This is a genomic window from Acinetobacter sp. AS5, assembly GCF_048957595.1.
GTDB lineage: Bacteria > Pseudomonadota > Gammaproteobacteria > Pseudomonadales > Moraxellaceae > Acinetobacter.
This window is the reverse complement of sequence record NZ_JARDAL010000004.1, coordinates 99,136-119,337: the sequence shown is the minus strand read 5'-3', so window position 1 is coordinate 119,337 and position 20,202 is coordinate 99,136. Positions and strand designations below refer to the sequence as shown.

The following is a 20,202-nucleotide window of genomic DNA, read 5'->3' as shown; positions in this document are numbered from 1 at the left end:
TGTAGCTATGAGGGGGCAGTTGCATTAGCTTGTATATTTATTTGGCTACCTTTATCGGGTAAATTCTATACTTGAAATGTCAACAGACCCTAATATATATTCGGTTTTAATTTAGATGCTTAAAACTTAAGATTTATGCCTGAGAGGTATTGTTATGGAAACTACGATCATTCTTGCCATCTTGGCGATCATTATCGTATTACTGATCATTTTTTATAACAAGAAAAAGTGAAAGAGCGATGATTCATTTCTTGATACTTTGAGGATTTTTATTGATCTTAAAATACATTTCAGAGCTTTAAATCAATCAAATATTAATTCCCTCTTGGATCACATAAAGAATTCCAAGAATTAAAATGACCGAAACCAAGATTTCTAATATTTTCATTTTTAAATGATTCCTAAACTCCACCTGAACCATCTTATCTGAATTTTTCTTTTACTCTAAAGACAAAAAAACTGCACCATAAAAAGCCTGATCTGGCTTGATCAGGCTGGTTAATTATTCTTACTGGATAAAATGTATTAGCAAAAAATTAGGTGATTTGATTTAAATCAGCTGTTCAACTGTTGGGAAGCTATGTGATCCATGTTCGAACATGGCATCATGCCAGATATCAAACATAGGCACTTTCACATCCAGAGCCAAGGGCAACTTTTTTTCATTAAACTGCATATGTTGAAGATCTAATCCCCAGGCAATCAAATCAACATCCAAAGTAATCTGATGAGATGGACGTACTCGCCCTGATGCCTGTTCCAGCTGTTTGAGCAGCTCAATCAGGCCTTCACTAGACACCGAACTTCGCAATAAACACGCTGCATTCCAGTAATCTGCGCCGATGCCATCACGGCAAGGAATCATATAAATGGGAGAAAACTGAACTTCTCCCCATTCGGAAATACGTTGCTGTGCAGCTTGAAAATGTTGCTGAGGATGACAATTACTCGCTAATGCTAGGGCGAAAATCGTTTCGGTGGCGTTCAAGACGTATCCCTACAGAATTGGCTTGCGCGATAATGGCAGGCTTACGGATCGTAATATTAATCGATTCAATTGCTGTAAAGGTAGTAAAAAGTGCATTCAGCACTAACTTTGCTGCATGTTCAATCAATTCAGGCTTGGCCTCTTGAATGACTTTGCTGGAAATCTCACAAATTTCTGCATAATTCAGCGTATCTGCAAGTGCATCTGAGTTTGATGCCTGTTCCAAGTCGGTTTGAATGGTCAAATCCAGCATTAGAGGCTGAATAATTTGACGCTCCCAGTTAAAGCAGCCCACGACTGTTTCAACCTTTAAACCTTCAATAATAATGGCGTCCATTGGATTGCTCAAGAATTTAATACTGACCACATCCCTCTCAAGCTCCTTTTCAAAGGGAGGAGCTTTTAAAGCCCCCCTTTAAAAAAGGGGGATTTAGGGGGATTTTCCAAGTCTAGATGAGTTTAAGATTAATGCTTTAACAGCAGATTCGGATCCATGCTTTGCACCATTTGCAAACGCTGATCGGCATAGATATCGGTATACGGCGCAAGAATTCGCATGAAACGGTCGAAATACAGCATTTGCTTGAACAGCAAGGCAAAATCGCGCGGGAACCGGATGCCATGACGTTCACCCACAGCCACCATATCCATCATGATATCGTTCAGGTCAGCAGGGTTGGACGTTAACAATTCCTGCGGATCCGCCATCAATACACCGCTAAATAAACGTTCCAGATCAGCAGCCAAGACTTTGGTGTCAATCTGCACAGCGGTCATGCCCATTTTCAGCATGTTTTGCGCCATCAGCTCATAATTGGTATGTTGCAATGAATCCATAAATGCCATACATGCCGTCCAGACCTCAGGCTTGAGCTGACCAACAATACCGAAATCAATAAAACCGACACGGCCATCTTCAAGGAGCATCAGGTTGCCTGCATGCAGATCGGCATGGAAGCTGTTACACATCATCAAGCTGCCAAACCAGGTATTCATCGCAGTAATCAGTACTTGAGATGGATCTTTGGATACCTTTTTAACCACTTCAAAATCGGTCAAAGGCACACCGTATAAACGCTGCATGGTGAGCACACGACGGGTCGAATATTGATGATAAACCTTCGGCGCAGTGGCTGCTTGATTGTTGGTGATATTTAGGTAATTGACGAAATCATCCAGATTCTGAGCTTCTTCAATGAAATCGACTTCACGCACCATACGGGTTTTGATTTCTTCGACAATGTCGGCCAGTGAAGCGAATTTGACTTTCGGGACTGCTTTTTCCAGCAATTTGGTTGCCCAATGTAGTACATTCAGGTCAGTGTACAAAATGGTCTCTACACCCGGTTTTTGCACCTTAATCACGACATCTTCGCCAGATACCAGTTTGGCTGCATGCACCTGTGCAATAGATGCAGAGGCTAATGGCGTTTCATCAATCGATGCAAAGATTTCATCCAGATTGCGTCCTGCAAATTCAGAGGCTAAAACCTGCTGGATATAGCTAAACGGCAAGCGTGGAGTCTGATCCAGACAACCCTGAAATTCTTCTACATATTCACGTGGAAACAGCGACGGCGTGCTGGCAATAAACTGACCCAGCTTGATATAAGTCGAACCTAAGGATTCAAAAGTTTCACGCATCAGTTTGGCATTGCTCGGCTTTTCAGTGACATATTTAAAGCCCGCCTTTGCCGCAACGACTGCTGTTTCTCCCATACGGGCAACTGAACGTATTCCATCTAACCAGATATTGTTTTTCATAATGTCTTAGGAAAAATTAATTAAATGCAGTGTAGCAAAAAAAATTCACTTTGCAGGCTTATCTTGCCTGACAGATTGGGCAATCTGTATCTTTTTCGAAAGCTAGAATCCGCTGCTTAAAACTCAGTCCATCCCACAACAACAATTTTTGTCTGAGTGGCATCTGACCCAATCCCAGATATAACAAGGTATGATGTGCCTGCAAGCTGGCCATCACATTCGGTGTGGTCGCCAATACACCGGAATCTGCACAGCGCAGACTTTCATCGGCCTGATTTTCTGGCGGGAACAGGCAGGCATAACAGGCAGAATCCCCTTCAACCATAAACAGCTGGCCTTGCAAGCCAATCGCAGAAGCACTCAATAATGGCACATTCAGCTCCACGCAAATCTGATTGACCAGATAACGTGTGGCAAACTGGTCACAGCCATCCAGCACCAGATCCTGATGTTCAATCAGGTGCGCTGCATTTTCAGCCGTTAATGCCTGATTCACATAGTCAACCTGTAGGTGCGGATTAACCTGACTTAGTCTTTTGGCCAGAGTTTCTGCCTTATAAAATCCAATATCCTGCGGCATAAATGCCAGTTGTCGCTGTAAATTACTCATCTCGATAGTATCTGGATCGATCAGGGTAATTTTTCCTACGCCTGCGCGTGCCAGAAGTTCTGCCAGTGCACAGCCAATCCCGCCACAACCAATAATGCAGACATTAGAAAATTTTAACCGCTCTTGAGCGTCAATATCCCAGCCATCCAGAAGAATCTGACGGCTATACAGATGTAGTTCAGCATCAGTGAGTTCAAATTCTGGGGAGATGGCATCCATGTTAAATGTAGACAACGTCTTTCCTTGTTTCGAAAATTTTTAACAATGATCGTAAAATTAGCTTTACTGAAGTTTCTAAAGGCTGATAAATCTCTGGAATATCAATCTCACATTCAATTCACAGCACATCAATAAATGGTTCGGCAATCGTTGAGGCAAATAGCATATCAGCTAAACGCTCGGTATCAAGATGCAGCCGCTATGGCTTGGCAAGATTTTTTGAATCACCTCAATTAAACGGTTCCGGCAAACAGCTCTTTCTCATTTATAAAAGGTGTCAAACCTGAAGTTTTTAAAATCTTTGCTATTGAATTACCCTGTAAATAGAACTGCCTTGTTTAGCAATTCTGTAGTCTCTGCCTGTATTTGAGTATGAAAATGTATGAGTTCAGTGAGACCTAAGGCATCTGTCTCTAAATATGATTAATCTGAAAATACCAAGCAATCTTTTCAGCTTTCATAAAATCGTATGGAGAACATACATGACCGAGCATAACAATACTCAACATGATAATCGTGAAAAATTATGGGAATTGATCAAAGATGTCCGTTACACCATGATCAGCCATTTAACCGACACCCATGAAATCCACTCCCAGCCGATGACCATGCTGAACTCCGAGCAGATGAATGAACGTCAAAACTTATATTTCATCCTGCGTAATACCAATGATCTGGTCAAAGCAGCAGAAACAGGCCGTGGTCAGATCGGTCTGTCTTTTGCAAAACCATCAGATGGTATTTATGTGTCGATTAGTGCACATGCCCAGATCAGTACTGACCGTATTCTGATTGAGCAATTATGGAATCCATGGGCTGAAAACTGGTTTGAAGGCAAGGATGATCCTACCGTACGGGTATTGATTGCAGAAGCAGTCAGCGCAGAATATTGGAATGTGACAGACAACAAAGTCACCCAGCTTTTTAAAGCCTTAAAAGGCGGCGTAACTGGTGAAGCGGGCGAACCTCATGCAGAACATCAAAAAGTGAATCTACAAGGTAATATCTGGTAATGAATGAGATTTAGCCTCTTGAAATTAAGAGGCTAAATTTTTGATATATTTCATTTTAAATATTAATGTAATTTTACTGTAATGACATAAAAATTATAATTTTAGCTTGCCTCAATCTGCTCTCTTGAAGATATAAGTTTGGGGAAATCAGCTCAATATCTGACTAAAATTTAAGTAGAAGATTTATTTCCTAAAAAAACCAAAGGCTGCCATGGCAGCCTTTGAACATTCAATCAAACAATTAATTTGAAAAATTAACTGACTCGCTTCATCTCTTGAAGTTTGGCAACTTCCTGCTGTTTGAGTAAATTGCGCTGAATCTTGCCACTCGATGTTTTAGGCAAAGACGTCACAAACTCAATCTCTTTCGGATAGGCATGTTTGGATAAGCGTGAACGTACATAACTTTGCAGTTTCAACATTAAATCTTCAGTAGCCGGATAAGCCGATTTAAGCACTACAAAGGCTTTCACAATTTCAGTTCGTTCTGGATCTGGCTTGCCGACTACGGCAGATTCAAGCACTTCTTCACATTCAAGCAAGGTACTTTCTACATCAAAAGGCCCAACCCGATAGCCCGAAGTTGTAATGACATCGTCTGCACGCCCAATAAAATCAATACCGCCATATTCATTCAGCTTCACGGTATCACCAGTGAGATAATACTGCCCGACAAATGACTTGCGGTTGTGGCCTGCATGGCCTTCAAACCACATCAACGGTGAAGCTGCACAGTCAATTGCCAAGGTTCCAATCCCGCCTTTTTCTACTTCCTGATGTTCTTTGTCCAATACAGCAAAACGATGCCCAGGAATAGCAAAACCGGCTGAACCAACTTTTTTATAATGCTCCAAGCCATGATGATTGGCGATCACCATACCCAGTTCAGTCTGTCCATATTGATCGTAAATATTCACATTTAAATCATGATTGAACCACTGAATCACCTCAGGCGTGAGCGGCTCACCGGCACTGCTGACTACGCGCAAATGCGAACTGATGCCTGCATCAAATTTTTCTTTAAAGCCAAAGAACATGCGAAATGCGGTTGGCGAACCAGTCAGGTTATTCACCTGATATTTTTGAATGATTTGTACGGCATTATCGACACTAAAGCCACGTTCATCCATGATGATGCTGTGCCCTAAACTCAACGGCCCTGCAATACCATAATACAGTCCATACGCCCAGCCCGGATCTGCCAGATTCCAGAAGGAATCTTCATCTCGCAGATCTACGGCGTGCAGCATATAGCCTTTAAAGGCCAACAACGCTTTTAAAGGTACAGGAACCGATTTTGCCAAGCCTGTCGTACCTGAAGTAAACATCATCAGGAAGACATCATTAAACTGGCAATTTACCGGTTCAAACTCCTCTGGTTGTTGCTGTAAGGCTGTCCAGAAATCCGCATCTTGATAATTATTTGTCGCTGTTTGATGCACAGTCAGAATATTAGGAATATTGAAATCATGGAGTTTCAGTCGTTGTTCTTCATCAGTAACGATCAACTGGGTGCCAGCGGTACTGATGCGATGTTCAATGGCTTTACTTTCAAAAGCGGTAAATAAAGGTTGGTAAATGGCACCGATACGCCAGGTGGCCAATATGGTAATTAAGAGTGCTGGCGTTCTTGGCAGTAAGCCTGCAATACAATCACCGGCCTTTAAACCCAGAGAATGCATATAATTGGCCAGCTGTCCTGAAGCCATAGCCAGCTGTTCAAAGGTCCACTGCTCTGCGTCTCCGTTTTTGCCTTCCCAAATCAGTGCAGTTCGGTTTTGACCCAAGTAGCGACCACAGCATTCGGTATACGCATTGATGTTCTCTGCGTTTCCAACCAGATGTTCTTGAACCATATTTTCAAAATTAAAATCAGCATATGCCTGTTCTAGTGTCTTCATGACGACAACCTCTTTCCTGTTGTAGTTTTCAGGCGACCTTGCCTGAGTTTGTCCATTTGTATTTGTTGTTCCTGCTGATTCCATCAGCATACTTTCTCAAATCTGCATTCATGCCCTATGGCTAGAACATGAATAAAGCTTATTTTTCGATTATTCGCACTGTATGTCTTTAGATCATCATGTTCAGTTGAATCCTGCAATTTCCATATCCATCCATGTAAGTGCAGAATTTGAACATTAATCAAAGTCTGTTTTTTTAATTTAACAATCAGCGTTGACACACTTCACGTGCAATCACCAGTCGTTGAATATCTGATGCACCTTCATAAATCTGGCTCACTCGCACATCACGATAGATACGCTCAACCGGAAAATCAGAGACATAACCGTAGCCACCATGAATCTGGATCGCATCTGAACAGACTCGCTCTGCAATGGTCGATGCAAACAGCTTTGCCATTGATGCTTCTTTTAAACACGCCAAGCCTGCATCTTTTAACGTTGCAGCATGCAAGACAAGCTGACGTGCGGCTTCAATTTGGGTCGCCATATCTGCAAGCCTGAACGCCACAGCCTGATGCTGCACAATTTCCACACCAAAGGCTTTGCGTTCATTGGCATATTCCACTGCAGCATCTAGTGCAGCCCGCGCCATACCGACTGATTGTGCTGCAATCCCGATGCGACCCGATTCAAGATTCGACAAGGCAATTTTATAGCCTTCACCTTCCTGGCCCAGCAGGTTGGCAGCCGGAATCCGGCAGTTATCCAGAACGATGGTCGCGGTATCCGAACAATGCTGACCCATTTTCTCTTCTAGGCGTGACACGATATAACCCGGTGCATCGGTCGGCACCAGAAAGCATGAAATACCCTTTTTCCCTGCAGATTTATCAGTCACAGCAAAGACTAGTGCAATCTGTGCGTGTTTACCTGTCGTGATAAACTGCTTGATGCCATTTAGCACCCATTCATCACCATCACGTTCGGCTTTACACTCCAGCGAACTGGCATCCGAACCGGCCTGAGGTTCTGTCAAACAGAAACAGCCAAGCCATTCACCTGTCGCCAGCTTAGTTAAATACTGCTGTTTTTGTGCTTCAGTGCCATAACGCTGGGTAATGCCGCAAGGCAAAGAATTCTGCACACTGATAATCGTCGAGATTGCACCATCTCCTGCGGCAATTTCCTCTAGCGCCAAAACCAATGATACATAATCCAGACCTGCACCACCCCATTCTTCAGCCACTGTCATACCCAATGCACCAAGCTCACCAAGCTCTTTAAGTTCTTCTGCTGGAAATTGTGCCGTTTTGTCGCGTAAGGCCGCCGTCGGTTTCAGTTTCTGCTGCGAATAGTTACGCATCATGTCCTGAATCATTTTTTGTTCATCATTTAAAATCACGGGTATTTCCCTTCTTTATTTTTTTCTATCCAGCATTAGCAAGGACTTTTTAACTGCCAGAAATGTGATGCTTTCTGGATATATTCGGCAAATTCAGCATGCAACTTTCCCTGACACGTCATTGCCATTTTGATGAGTCAAAGAAAGTGTGTTTATTTAATGAATTATTTTGGTGCCATACGGATTGCGCCATCCAGACGAATGACTTCACCATTTAAATAGCTATTTTCAAAGATATGCCCCACCAATTGGGCGAATTCCTGTGGTTTTGCCAGACGTGGTGGAAACGGCACCATTTGCCCCAAAGCATCCTGGACATTTTGCGGCATGCCTTTCAGCATCGGAGTTTCCATAATGCCCGGCGCGATGGTCATGACACGGATCGCTTCATGAGCCAGTTCACGTGCCAAAGGTAAAGTCATTGCGACGACTGCACCTTTGGATGCCGCATAGGCAGTCTGACCAATTTGACCGTCATAAGCGGCAACTGAAGCAGTATTCACAATCACGCCACGTTCTTCTTCACCCGATTGCAACTCATATTTTGCAATTAAAGCCGCCGCATGACGCAACATATTAAAAGTACCATTTACATTAATATTGAGCACTTTTTGAAACATGGCTAATTCATGGATGCCGTTACGACCCAATACTTTGGCAGACGGTGCAATCCCGGCACAGTTGATCAAGCCATTCAGTTGACCATACGTGCTTTCAACATGAGCGAAGAAACTTTCAATGGCTTGTTCATCGGTAACATCGAGCTGTACAAATTCAGACTGTGAGCCCAGTTGCTGCTGTAATGCCTGACCCTGCTCCTGATTCATATCGACCAGAATCACTTTAGCACCGTGTTCAACCAAATGAGTCGCTGTAGCTGCACCCAAACCTGAGGCACCACCAGTGATCACAATAACTTTTCCCTGAATGTTCATGTTTATTTCCTAGCGATTTTTCTATTTCAGATACGACTTAATATGCAGAGTAAACAGAGTTTTTATTCTGTACAATTTCCAAATATTGCATCTTGCATGATGTATTTGGACAATGAAAACAAGGATGTCAGACTGAATATGCATAAGCCTGCACTGGAATATAGCAAAGGCACCATCTCGATTGACCTGGTGAACGAAGCATTGCTGGATGCCAAACGGCTGCAATTTGATATCCCTGCCATTTTGAAAAAAGCCAATATCCCAGCAGAAGTATTAAATGCTCCCAAGGCACGCGTGTCGGTCAGCCAATTTGCCCAATTATGGACTGTGCTTGCAGACAGCATGAATGACGAATTTTTTGGCATGGACAGCCATGCCATGCGTCGTGGCAGTTTTAAATTGCTTTCGAAAATGGTTATGCAGGCAGATACACTGGAAAAAGCGCTGCAAAACATTCTGCAATTTCTCAACTTGGTTTTGGACGACCTGCAAAGCACGCTCATGGTTGAGGAACACTATGCCTATATCGTGATTTATGATTTAAAAACAACCAAACGCATGTTTAGTTATGCGACTTATCTGATGCTGATTCATACCCTGATCTGCTGGTTAAGTGGACAACGGATTTTGCTTAATCAGATTCAATTGAAATGTGCAGCACCACTGAATGATTTTGATTACAAAGTTCGATTCTGTGAACAGATTGAATATCAGGCCAGCGAAAATTACGTGCAATTTGATGCCAGCTATCTGCAACTGCCGATTAAACAGGATACTCAGTCTTGGTATCAGTTTATTCAGCAAACACCACAAAATTTATTGGTGCGTTTTAAAAACCCCTATGCCTTGAGCACCCAGATTCGCCGAAAATTGCTACAGGTTTCGCCGGCAGAATGGCTGGAACTGAATGAACTAGCCTTAAAAATGAATATGTCTGAAGCCACCATGCAACGGCGTTTAAAAAGTGAAGGTGTCAGCTATCAGCAATTAAAAAATGAGATACGCCGGGATACCGCAATTGAATTACTGACCCGTACTGAACAAAGTTTACAAGAGATCAGCGATCAGCTTAACTTTCAGGAATCCAGTGCATTTCATCGTGCATTCAAAAAGTGGACTGGCGTCAGTCCAGGTGCGTATCGACAAAATAATATTAGATAATTTATATAAAATTAGACTTTAAAAATATTACCGAAAAAACACTTGGATTCTAAACATTTATTTTTATTATGATTATATATTTCAAGCCCTAAAATATATATTAGCAGGACTACACAGTCACCCAGAAAGCTTTGCAATTCACCCGGAGATAGATTATTTTTCATTCAATTTATAGCACTTTTGCTATTGGCTGTACTCTCCATTTTCCTTTCTAGTTGAAGGTATCTCCATGTTAAAGATGACTGATGTACTTGGGCAAAATCTTGTCCAAAACTTCTCTAAAGCTTTATTTTCTTCGACTGATCTCATCACAGAACAGTTGAATCAAGGGATTTTAAATGCATCGGATGCAGAACTGAAAGATGCAATTTTGCACTTCTTTAACCAAGTAGATGCTGTGGAAGCAGCTCAGGCCCTTGAAATTCCGGCAGAACGTATCAACGAGTTACAACAAGGTATTGCCTTGAAAGATGAAAAATCTCTGGCAGATACTTTAAAAGTTGTGGCACTTTGTCTGGCAATGGAAACTGGTAGTCTGGATCAGGTAGAAGTCTATGACTGTCTACAAGACTATCCAATGTAATTATTTTTAAAAATTCCTCGAAAGCGGTGCTCTGGCATCGCTTTTTTGTTTTTAGTTATACTGCGTTGGCATCATGTCATTCAAAATACTTAAGGTTTCAGATGCAGTCAGGAATTTATAAAGAAAAAATCCAATAAAAAAGCGACCACATCGGTCGCTTTTTTATAAAGATAGATGACAGATTAATGTGGCCATTGACCCAAAGTTACGCGATCATTCCCGCCATAATCTTTAACCGTGCGGACTTGCTTATAACCCGCCTGTTTAAATAGATGTTGTACGGCGTCTGCCTGATCATAACCATGCTCAAGCACCACCCAACCATTCACAGTCAAATGCTTCTTGGCTTGCAGAATAATCATTTCAATATCGGCCAGCCCCTTTTTATCTGCCACCAGCGCACGTTCCGGTTCAGTCGCCAGATTCTGCATATGCACATCATCAGCATCGATATAAGGTGGATTCGATACAATGGCATCAAAGAATTGACGGCCAAATGGTTTCAACCATGAACCCAGAACAAATTCCACATTCTCAATATCATGTTGTTCCGCATTATATTTCGCCACCTCAAGCGTAGGCTCGTAGATATCGGAAGCGGTTAGTGTCCAGTTAGAACGTTCAGATGCCAGTGATAAGGCAATTGCACCAGTACCTGTACCCAAATCCACCACACGGGCATCATCAGGCAGATCCAATTTCAACACAGTCTCAACCAGCACTTCAGTATCCGGACGTGGCACCAAGGTATCTTTGGTCACTTTGAGGTCTAAAGTCCAGAATGGCTGTGAACCAGTGACATAAGCCAAAGGCTCACCGGCAGCAATACGCGCCAATCCGTCTTTATACGCCTGTTCCTGTTCCGGCGTTAACTCCTGATCCTTTTTCATCAGCAGATCAAATGAATCAATCTTGGTGATGTGTTCCAGTAACCAGGCATTTTCCTGACGTTCGTAACTTTCAGCTTCGCCGCGTAAAGCCAAGGCTTGTAAAATATTCATTATCCACCATTCTGCTGTGCAAGCATGGCCAATTGATCCGCCTGATATTCGCGATGCAGGCTGTCCAGCAATTCAGTCAAATCACCTTCCATCACGGCATCCAGCTTGTATAAAGTCAGGTTAATGCGGTGATCTGTCATACGACCTTGCGGATAGTTATAGGTACGGATACGTTCTGAACGATCCCCCGAACCCACCAGGTCACGACGCATTTCCGAGGTTGCTGCATCTGCTGCTGCACGTTTGGCATTTTCTAAACGTGATACCAGCAGTGCCATCGCTTTGGCCTTGTTCTTATGCTGTGAACGCTCTTCCTGACACTCCACTACGGTGCCGGTTGGAATATGAGTAATACGTACTGCAGAATCGGTTTTGTTAACATGCTGACCACCTGCACCTGAAGCACGATAGGTATCAATGCGCAAATCAGATGAGTTGATTTCAACCGAGGTATCGACATCAATTTCAGGAAGAATCGCAACGGTACATGCTGAGGTATGCACACGGCCTTGTGATTCGGTCGCTGGTACACGCTGTACACGATGCGCACCACTTTCAAATTTTAGACGACCGTAAACCCCGTCACCATTAATCAGGCAGATGACTTCTTTATAGCCACCATGTTCGCCTTCATTTTCAGAGAGGATTTCAATACGCCAGCCTTGGTTTTCCGCATATTTACTATACATACGGAATAAATCGCCTGAGAAAATCGCCGCTTCATCACCACCGGTTCCGGCACGAATCTCAAGATAAGCCGAGTTGGCATCATTCGGATCTTTCGGAATCATCAAGATGTTCAGGTCTGCTTCAAGCGATTCAATTAAAGCTTTATTCTCTTTAATTTCTTCCTGTGCCATTTCCTTAAAATCTGGATCTGACAACATGGCCTGAGCCGTTTCGATGTCTTCTTCAGCCTGTCTGTACTTGGTCCAGACATTGGTGATTTCTGTTAAGTCATTATGCTCACGTGACAATTGACGGAAGCGCTTATTATCAGAAATGACTTCTACATCAGCCAGCAATGCGGTCAATTCTTCATGGCGGTCAGAGAGTTGGTCTAATCGTAAACGTAACGATTCTTTCATTTTCTAAAAAATCTCAAACATAGGCTGGGACTAAAAACCGATTTAGCACAGCGAAATCAAAAAATTGCGCCTAGTTTAACGACTCTGGCTTCTAATGAACATCATTATTGAGTAAGTCCGCGTTGCTATCATTCGCGCTCTACAGTATTTGTTAACAAATATGATTAAAAACAGTGGAATTGCATTTTTTATAGTCGATCTTATTCTTATTTCTTGCCGATTTTACAATTCGCCAAATAAAGCAGGGAATTATGAAGAAACATCTTCATATTGTTTTGGGCATGATTTGTTACATTTTCCGCATCGAAATAACTACAGTCCTGTAGATGGACACGGAGTGATGACATGAAACTCAACGCACTTTTAATGAGTACAGTTTTAGCTGCTGGTTCAATGATGACCGTAAACGCACATGCCGACAGTACAGCGCGTGTTGCAGCAGCAAGTGCTTTAGGTAGTGTTGCAGGTACAGCATTAGGTAAAAACATGGGCGGTAATACTGGTGCAACCATTGGTGCTGCTTTAGGTGGTGCTGGCGGTGCAGCAGTTGCAAGCAGCAAGAAAAACCGTACTGAATCTGCCATTGGTGGTGCCCTAGGTGGCGGTGCAGGTTATACCGTAGGTAAAAATATGGGCGGTACTAACGGCGGTTATATCGGTTCAGCTTTGGGTGCTGCCGGTGGTGCTGCACTAGGTAACAAGATTGCAAAAGATAAAGCAGCTGAAAAACGCTCTAAACACTGGAAAAAACGTTACCGTTAATTTGCGCTCAGGCAGTTTAGACCAGACGCTATATTTAACATGAAAAGCACCTTTTGGTGCTTTTTTTATTGTGGCTTTAATACGTGAATTTTCAATTAATACATGGAATTATCCTGTCCACATCATGAATAAATTAAGGAGATAAAAATCACAATTCGCCAACACTGCCTTCATGCTGTTTTGCGCTTGCTAGATTAAATTTATCTCATCAACAAAATATAGCTAGATATATAAAAGGTGTCCTCATGAACTATAAATCTCTAATGATCGCTGTCGTAGCAACCTCAGCCATGGGTATGACAGCTGCCAATGCAGGCAATACAACCAATACAGCTTTAGCTTCTGCTTTGGGTGGTGTCGTTGGTGCCGCAGTAGGCAATAAAATGGGCGGTACTACTGGTGCAACAATCGGTTCAGCGATTGGTGGTGGTGCGGGTGCCGCAGTAGCAGCAAATAAACGTGACCGTAATGGTGCGATTATCGGTGGTGCTTTAGGTGGCGGTGCAGGTTATGCAGTTGGCCGAAACATGGCAGGCACCAACGGTGGTTATATCGGTGCGGCACTCGGTTCAGCAGGTGGTTCAGCTTTAGGTAAGAAAGTCAGCGAAGACCGTCGTTATGATGACCGCAGCGAACGTCGCTATAACTCTTCTCGTAACTACCGTTATAACGATTATCGCTATAACAACCGTCGTCGTTAAGATTCTCTCCCCTTATTCTTTCCTCCTTTATAAGCATCTTCGGATGCTTATTTTTTTGCCTTTATTTTTTATCTTTATCTTTTGGTTTACACTTATATCGATTTTTTTCGATATACAAACGCCTTCTAAAGTCGTATGCTTTTAGAGATGTCTATTTAAGAGTAATACTATGCGTACGCTTAACGATACCCAGTTCTCTATACTCGAACTGGTTCCTGTTCGTGACGACAAGAGCATTCAATTCGCGCTGAACCATGCGCTGGAACTTGCCCAAACAGCAGAAAAATTGGGTTATCGCCGGATGTGGCTGGCAGAACATCATAATATGGATGGCATTGCCAGTTCAGCAACCGCAGTTCTCTTAGGCTATTTACTGGCGAATACCAAAACCTTAACTTTAGGCTCTGGCGGAATTATGCTGCCTAATCACGCCCCGCTGGTTGTGGCAGAACAGTTCGGCACCTTGGCAACGCTCTATCCGGATCGGATTGAACTGGGTCTGGGCCGTGCTCCCGGTACCGACCAAATGACTATGCGTGCCCTGCGTCGTGGCCGTCAGGAAACCGAAGATCAGTTTCCGCAGGATGTTCTGGAAATTCTGCAATATTTTAAAGATCCAATTTCAGGACAACGTATTGTGGCGACGCCGGGTCAAAGCACACATGTACCCGTATGGCTTTTAGGTTCCAGCCTGTTTAGTGCACAGCTGGCGGCGAAACTTGGTCTGCCTTATTCCTTCGCTTCTCACTTCGCTCCACGTATGCTGGGTCAGGCCATTCAGTTATATCGTGACAATTTCGAACCGTCTGAATATCTCGATCGTCCCTATGTTTCCATGGGCGTACCGACCTGTGTCGCAGATACCGATGAAGAAGCACAATATCTGGCGACTAGTGCCTATCAGCGGGTTTTATCACTGATTCGTGGGCAAAGCCTAAAACTTAAAGCACCAATTGATTCGATGGAAGGTCTGTGGTCGCCGCCGGAAAAAATGTCAGTCGATAATTTCTTTGCTATGGCTCAGGTCGGTTCCAAAGAAACCGTTAAAGCTGGGCTAAAATCGCTTTTAACCAAATATGATGTGGATGAGTTTATCTTTACTTGTGACATTTATGACACTGACAAACGTCTGCACAACTTTGAGCTATTGATGCAAATTAAAAACGATCAGTAAATGAAAGTTGCATCTACCTATTCTCAGTAATGGGTAGATGTTTTTCATCTTTAAAGATAAATGACTAAAAGAAACATCCCAGTAAAAGCATTTTCATCGACCTCCTCCATTAAACAGTTTATTCCATGAGTGAATACTTAACTTCATTTCCTTCGTTGATCTTGTCAAGTTAAAAGTCATTCCTTTTGAATCGCATGTAAATCCATTTAGTCTTCAATAAAATCAGATTTTATATTTTGGTCAAATAGATGACTGTCTAAGTTAAATTTTTCACTTTACCCTAGCTTGAGTTTTTGTTTATATCTCATACAAAGAAAATTAATTATTAAATAAATTCAAGGAATTCTAATGTCTACCAAGCAGGATCCACACGCTGGTATTTTTGAAAATCGCCCCGAACATTTTCAGCAGTTTACTGGAATTAAAGTACCCTCTTCCGAGCTGCTAGAATTAGATTATGAAGATAAAGATATTGCAATTATTGGCACGGACCAGTTTACCGTGAGCCAACTGGATAAAATCAGTCAACACGCCCGTTCGGTAAAAGTTTTCCAGATTAATCCTGCTTTTGTATTGCCCGGTTCTGACCGAATTCTGCAACGAATTATTAATCATCCGCTGATTGGTAAAAATCGTCGCTTATTTAACAACCGGATTAAAAGTCTACTCTCTCTACGTTTTTTAGAAAATCAGGTGCAGAATTTGTGGCTAAGACGCCAGTTAATGCCAAATCTTGCATCTTCCCGTAAAATTTATCTTAAGTCAGATCATTACTATGCAGCGCTACAGCGTGAAAATTGCCAGCTGATTACCTGGCCAATTCTTAAAATTTCAGAGACTGCAGTTCATTGCATCAATGCTGAGCAGCATCCAGTTGATATCATTATTTATACTTATTCAGCAGAAAAATAACTCATGCGGGCGGATAAAAATGAAAAATTGATAAGCTGATAATGAGATTTGGAGTTAGGTGCCAAGAACCAATTGATGATTTATCCAACAAAATGATCAAAGAATATTCTTCACTATTTCCAAATATGATAGCTGGTATTTTATTTGAATTATAAAACTCATACATTATTTCGATTAATAACGGCTTACTGGTAATTTTTAGCTATAAATCAAAGCCAAACCGCAGTTTGGCTCTGGCTGGTTTCTTAACCGATTCGACGTTTTAAACCGGTCATTTGCAACACACGTGTTGAGATTTCCTCAATCGACATTTCAGAAACATTCAGGTACTTGATGCCTTCCGAAATATAAATCCCTTCTATCGCACGCAACTCCATCTGACACTGACTAAAGCTGGCATAACGGCTATTGGCCTTACGCTCAGAACGAATGGCCACAAGGCGTTCCGCATCAATCATTAGGCCAAATAGCTTGTTTTTATGCGGTCGCAGCACGGCTGGCAGGCGGTTATCGTCCAAATCTTCTTCAGTCAGTGGATAGTTTGCTACGCGAATACCGAACTGCAAAGACAGATAAATAGAGGTAGGGGTTTTACCTGAACGCGATACACCAATCAGGATCAGGTCAGCTTTATCATAATGGCGGGTACGTGCGCCGTCGTCATTGTCTAAAGCAAAATGCACTGCATCAATACGAGCCTTATAAGACTCAGAGTCGGTCACCGCATGGGTCTGCCCGACTAAAGTTGTAGGAATCGTGCCTAACTCATCAGCCAACTTACTAATAAGCCCTTCAAATACATCAAGATTTACTGCATTTGCGGTGTTAATAATGTCGCGCACATAGGGATCAACCAGGGTATCAAATACCAGCGGTTTTTCACCATCGACTTGAGCTCTTGCATTGATCTCTGCAACCACGTTTGTGGCCGCTTCTTCGGAGCTAATGTAAGGGATAATATGAATGTCAAATTTCACATGTGGAAACTGCGCTAACAGCGAGTGTCCAAGAGTTTCAGCGGTGATGGCGGTACCATCTGAAATAAAGAAAACACTACGCTGAATTTGTTTACCTTCCGACATTAAAATTCTCCTCCAACATTTGTCTTAGTGCTATATAATCTTTATAGTAAACCGATCTTACATGACTGTCGCTTAGTAAAATCAAAAACCTAGATGATTTGCTATACTCTCATGCCAAGATAGTGATTAATACTGCAAAAGTGGAGTAACAACTTTGGAAGCGCGCGTAATTGGTCTGGAAAAATTAGGGAAGCACGACGTTGAGCTGGTCGGTGGGAAAAACTCATCACTAGGCGAAATGATCAGCCACTTATCAAATGCTGGTGTATCTGTGCCAGGTGGTTTCGCAACGACTGCCGATGCCTACCGTGAATTTCTCGAGCAAAGTGGCCTAAACGCTAAAATTAATGCAGAGCTTGCTGCACTCAATGTTGATGATGTAAATGCACTCGCTGAAACTGGCGCAAAAATTCGTCAATGGATTGTGGATACTCCACTTACGCCTGCATTAGAACAAGAAGTTCGTACAGCATTTGCAGAACTTTCTAACGGCAACCCTGACATCGCGGTTGCCGTTCGTTCTTCTGCAACTGCAGAAGATTTGCCGGATGCTTCTTTTGCCGGCCAGCAAGAAACTTTCCTGAACATTCGTGGTATCGATAACGTTCTGATCGCGATCAAAGAAGTGTTTGCATCTTTGTACAACGACCGCGCCATCTCTTACCGTGTACACCAAAACTTTGCCCATGATGTAGTTGCCCTGTCCGCTGGTGTACAACGCATGGTTCGTTCAGAAACTGGCGCTGCAGGTGTGATGTTTACGCTAGATACTGAATCAGGCTTCCGTGATGCAGTATTCATTACCGCATCTTATGGTTTGGGTGAAATGGTCGTTCAAGGTGCAGTTAACCCGGACGAATTCTATATTTCTAAACCGCTTTTAAATGCAGGCCGACACGCGATTCTTCGTCGCAACCTGGGTTCTAAGCACCAGAAAATGATTTATGGTGAAGAAGCATCTGCAGGTAAATCTGTTGTTGTCGTGGATGTTGAAAAAGCTGAACGCCAACAGTTCGCTTTAAACGACCAGGAATTACAAGAACTTGCTAAACAAGCGCTGATCATTGAAAACCACTACGGTGCACCATTGGACATCGAGTGGGCAAAAGATGGCGATGATGGCAAGATTTATATCGTTCAGGCGCGTCCTGAAACTGTAAAAAGCCGTGAAAATGTCGGCACCATGGAACGCTACCTGTTGAAACAACGTGGCACTGTAATTTGTGAAGGTCGTTCAATCGGTCAACGCATTGGTTCTGGTAAAGTCCGGATTGTGACGTCTATTAAAGAAATGGACAAAGTACAAGATGGTGATGTTCTTGTATCTGATATGACTGACCCGGATTGGGAACCAGTCATGAAACGTGCAGCTGCGATTGTAACAAACCGTGGTGGTCGTACTTGTCACGCTGCAATCATTGCACGTGAGCTTGGTGTTCCTGCAATCGTGGGTTGTGGTAATGCAACTGAAGTTCTTGTAGACGGTCAGGAAGTGACTGTGTCTTGTGCCGAAGGTGATACTGGCTTTATCTATGAAGGCGCACTAGATTTTGAAATTCAAAAGAATTCAATTGAGTCTATGCCTGCTCTTCCATTTAAAGTCATGATGAACGTGGGTAACCCGGACCGTGCATTTGACTTTGCTCAAATTCCAAACGCAGGTATTGGTCTGGCGCGTCTTGAATTCATTATTAACCGTATGATTGGTGTTCACCCGAAAGCATTGATCAATATTGACAGCCTTCCACGTGAAACACGTGCAGCAGTCATGGCGCGTACTGCAGGTTATGCATCTCCAATCGAATTCTATGTAGAGAAACTGGTTGAAGGGATCTCGACACTTGCTGCTGCATTTGCAGACAAGCCAGTCATTGTTCGTATGTCAGACTTTAAGTCTAACGAATATGCAAACTTGATCGGTGGTAAGTTATACGAGCCAGAAGAAGAAAACCCGATGCTAGGTTTCCGTGGTGCAAGTCGCTACGTTTCTGATAACTTCCGTGATTGCTTCGAACTTGAATGTCGTGCATTGAAAAAGGCACGTGATGAAATGGGTTTAACCAATATCCAGATCATGATTCCATTTGTTCGTACTGTTGCTGAAGCGAAACGTGTCATTGAACTTCTTGCATTAAATGGTCTTAAGCGCGGTGAAAACGGCCTTAAAGTGATCATGATGTGTGAACTTCCAACCAATGCTTTATTGGCAGATCAGTTCCTTGAACATTTCGATGGTTTCTCTATTGGTTCAAACGACTTGACACAATTAACACTTGGTCTTGACCGTGACTCTGGTATTGTCTCTCACCTATTTGATGAGCGCGACCCTGCGGTTAAAGCGTTGCTTTCTCTTGCAATTCAAGCATGCCGTAAAGCTGGCAAATATGTAGGCATTTGTGGTCAAGGTCCTTCTGATCACCCAGATCTTGCACAATGGTTAATGGAACAAGGTATCGACTCTGTATCTTTAAACCCAGACTCGGTACTTGAAACTTGGTTCTTCTTGGCTGAAGAAAAAGTGCAAAAAGCATAAGCAATTTTGAATAAAAAAGACCCTTTGATAGGGTCTTTTTTATGAGACAGCTATTATGATTTATTGTTTGAAAATTAATAACTAAAGTCCCAATCTAAAGCTAAACCATTGAATTTATAAAAATAATTAAAAAAAAGCTTATCAACACATGAAAACTGTAATGACAAACAAATACCAACAGTAAAGTCATATCAAAATGGCAATAATAATGAATAACCATTGGATGTTCGGGAAGATATTTTTAAGAATGGTGATCCTTGCAATTTTGTATGGGCGCATTTTTAATAAGAAATATGATTGAAAATCCTTAATTAATCTATATCTTACGATGAGAGGATGTTTGTTTTCAAAACAGAATTCAATACAATCT

Annotated in this window: 18 protein-coding genes; 8 read left to right on the top strand and 10 right to left on the bottom strand. The window is 42.5% G+C overall.

From position 1 onward, the window contains the following. Positions 1-550: 550 nt before the first annotated feature. The 4 genes from PV763_RS03000 to PV763_RS02985 form a co-directional block, all read right to left on the bottom strand. On the bottom strand, positions 551-988 hold the full coding sequence (locus tag PV763_RS03000; RefSeq protein ID WP_213687380.1) for a 2-amino-4-hydroxy-6-hydroxymethyldihydropteridine diphosphokinase: 438 nt from the start codon (positions 986-988) through the stop codon (positions 551-553). Then, the gene (folB, locus tag PV763_RS02995) at positions 945-1,325 is read right to left on the bottom strand and encodes a dihydroneopterin aldolase (RefSeq protein ID WP_034439422.1); all 381 of its coding nucleotides are present in this window, start codon (positions 1,323-1,325) and stop codon (positions 945-947) included. Before folB ends, PV763_RS03000 begins: the two co-directional genes overlap by 44 nt. 128 nt (positions 1,326-1,453) lie before the next feature. Further along, positions 1,454-2,752 carry an ABC1 kinase family protein gene (locus PV763_RS02990; protein WP_253174207.1) on the bottom strand — a complete coding sequence of 433 codons (1,299 nt, stop codon included), beginning with the start codon at positions 2,750-2,752 and terminating at the stop codon, positions 1,454-1,456. Positions 2,753-2,810: 58 nt separating this feature from the next. Beyond that, positions 2,811-3,581 carry a HesA/MoeB/ThiF family protein gene (locus PV763_RS02985; protein WP_253174258.1) on the bottom strand — a complete coding sequence of 257 codons (771 nt, stop codon included), beginning with the start codon at positions 3,579-3,581 and terminating at the stop codon, positions 2,811-2,813. Positions 3,582-4,063: 482 nt separating this feature from the next. Here PV763_RS02985 and PV763_RS02980 point away from each other — a divergent pair, with 482 nt between their 5' ends. Beyond that, a complete protein-coding gene (locus PV763_RS02980; protein WP_004731434.1) occupies positions 4,064-4,594 on the top strand; it encodes a pyridoxamine 5'-phosphate oxidase family protein in 531 nt (176 codons plus the stop codon). 254 nt (positions 4,595-4,848) lie between these two features. Here PV763_RS02980 and PV763_RS02975 read toward each other — a convergent pair whose 3' ends face one another. The 3 genes from PV763_RS02975 to PV763_RS02965 all read right to left on the bottom strand — a co-directional run bounded on the left by PV763_RS02975 (position 4,849) and on the right by PV763_RS02965 (position 8,835). Next, positions 4,849-6,495: an AMP-binding protein gene (locus tag PV763_RS02975; RefSeq protein WP_314136334.1), complete on the bottom strand. Its 1,647-nt coding sequence runs from the start codon at positions 6,493-6,495 to the stop codon at positions 4,849-4,851. A gap of 268 nt (positions 6,496-6,763) precedes the next feature. Then, the gene (locus PV763_RS02970; RefSeq protein ID WP_314136336.1) at positions 6,764-7,900 is read right to left on the bottom strand and encodes an acyl-CoA dehydrogenase family protein; all 1,137 of its coding nucleotides are present in this window, start codon (positions 7,898-7,900) and stop codon (positions 6,764-6,766) included. Between the two features lie 164 nt (positions 7,901-8,064). Next, positions 8,065-8,835, bottom strand: coding sequence for an SDR family NAD(P)-dependent oxidoreductase (locus PV763_RS02965; RefSeq protein ID WP_314136338.1), 771 nt, complete (start codon positions 8,833-8,835; stop codon positions 8,065-8,067). A gap of 138 nt (positions 8,836-8,973) precedes the next feature. Between PV763_RS02965 and PV763_RS02960 the strand changes: the two genes are divergently transcribed. Continuing rightward, positions 8,974-9,996, top strand: a complete 1,023-nt coding sequence (locus PV763_RS02960; protein ID WP_180181375.1) for an AraC family transcriptional regulator — start codon at positions 8,974-8,976, stop codon at positions 9,994-9,996. A gap of 229 nt (positions 9,997-10,225) precedes the next feature. Further along, complete coding sequence (locus tag PV763_RS02955) at positions 10,226-10,579, top strand: hypothetical protein (RefSeq protein ID WP_004278774.1); 354 nt, start codon at positions 10,226-10,228, stop codon at positions 10,577-10,579. A gap of 182 nt (positions 10,580-10,761) precedes the next feature. On the opposite strand, the gene prmC is transcribed toward PV763_RS02955, so the two are convergent. Both prmC and prfA read right to left on the bottom strand, forming a co-directional pair. Next, positions 10,762-11,580, bottom strand: coding sequence for a peptide chain release factor N(5)-glutamine methyltransferase (gene prmC, locus PV763_RS02950; protein WP_005252142.1), 819 nt, complete (start codon positions 11,578-11,580; stop codon positions 10,762-10,764). Next, positions 11,580-12,668, bottom strand: coding sequence for a peptide chain release factor 1 (gene prfA / locus PV763_RS02945; RefSeq protein WP_004645400.1), 1,089 nt, complete (start codon positions 12,666-12,668; stop codon positions 11,580-11,582). Before prfA ends, prmC begins: the two co-directional genes overlap by 1 nt. Positions 12,669-13,013: 345 nt before the next feature. Here prfA and PV763_RS02940 point away from each other — a divergent pair, with 345 nt between their 5' ends. The 4 genes from PV763_RS02940 (at position 13,014) to PV763_RS02925 (ending at position 16,217) form a co-directional block, all read left to right on the top strand. Next, positions 13,014-13,430 (top strand): glycine zipper domain-containing protein, encoded by a 417-nt coding sequence (locus PV763_RS02940; protein ID WP_004645401.1) that lies wholly within the window; start codon positions 13,014-13,016, stop codon positions 13,428-13,430. Between the two features lie 245 nt (positions 13,431-13,675). Next, positions 13,676-14,131, top strand: coding sequence for a hypothetical protein (locus PV763_RS02935; RefSeq protein WP_004278778.1), 456 nt, complete (start codon positions 13,676-13,678; stop codon positions 14,129-14,131). A 169-nt stretch (positions 14,132-14,300) separates the two neighbouring features. Then, positions 14,301-15,305 carry an LLM class flavin-dependent oxidoreductase gene (locus tag PV763_RS02930; RefSeq protein WP_314136343.1) on the top strand — a complete coding sequence of 335 codons (1,005 nt, stop codon included), beginning with the start codon at positions 14,301-14,303 and terminating at the stop codon, positions 15,303-15,305. Between the two features lie 348 nt (positions 15,306-15,653). Then, on the top strand, positions 15,654-16,217 hold the full coding sequence (locus PV763_RS02925) for a flavoprotein (protein ID WP_314136345.1): 564 nt from the start codon (positions 15,654-15,656) through the stop codon (positions 16,215-16,217). A 245-nt stretch (positions 16,218-16,462) separates the two neighbouring features. Here PV763_RS02925 and ppsR read toward each other — a convergent pair whose 3' ends face one another. Beyond that, positions 16,463-17,299: a posphoenolpyruvate synthetase regulatory kinase/phosphorylase PpsR gene (gene ppsR, locus PV763_RS02920; protein ID WP_005106620.1), complete on the bottom strand. Its 837-nt coding sequence runs from the start codon at positions 17,297-17,299 to the stop codon at positions 16,463-16,465. Between the two features lie 154 nt (positions 17,300-17,453). Here ppsR and ppsA point away from each other — a divergent pair, with 154 nt between their 5' ends. Then, on the top strand, positions 17,454-19,832 hold the full coding sequence (ppsA, locus tag PV763_RS02915; protein WP_314136347.1) for a phosphoenolpyruvate synthase: 2,379 nt from the start codon (positions 17,454-17,456) through the stop codon (positions 19,830-19,832). The last annotated feature ends 370 nt before the right edge of the window (positions 19,833-20,202 follow it).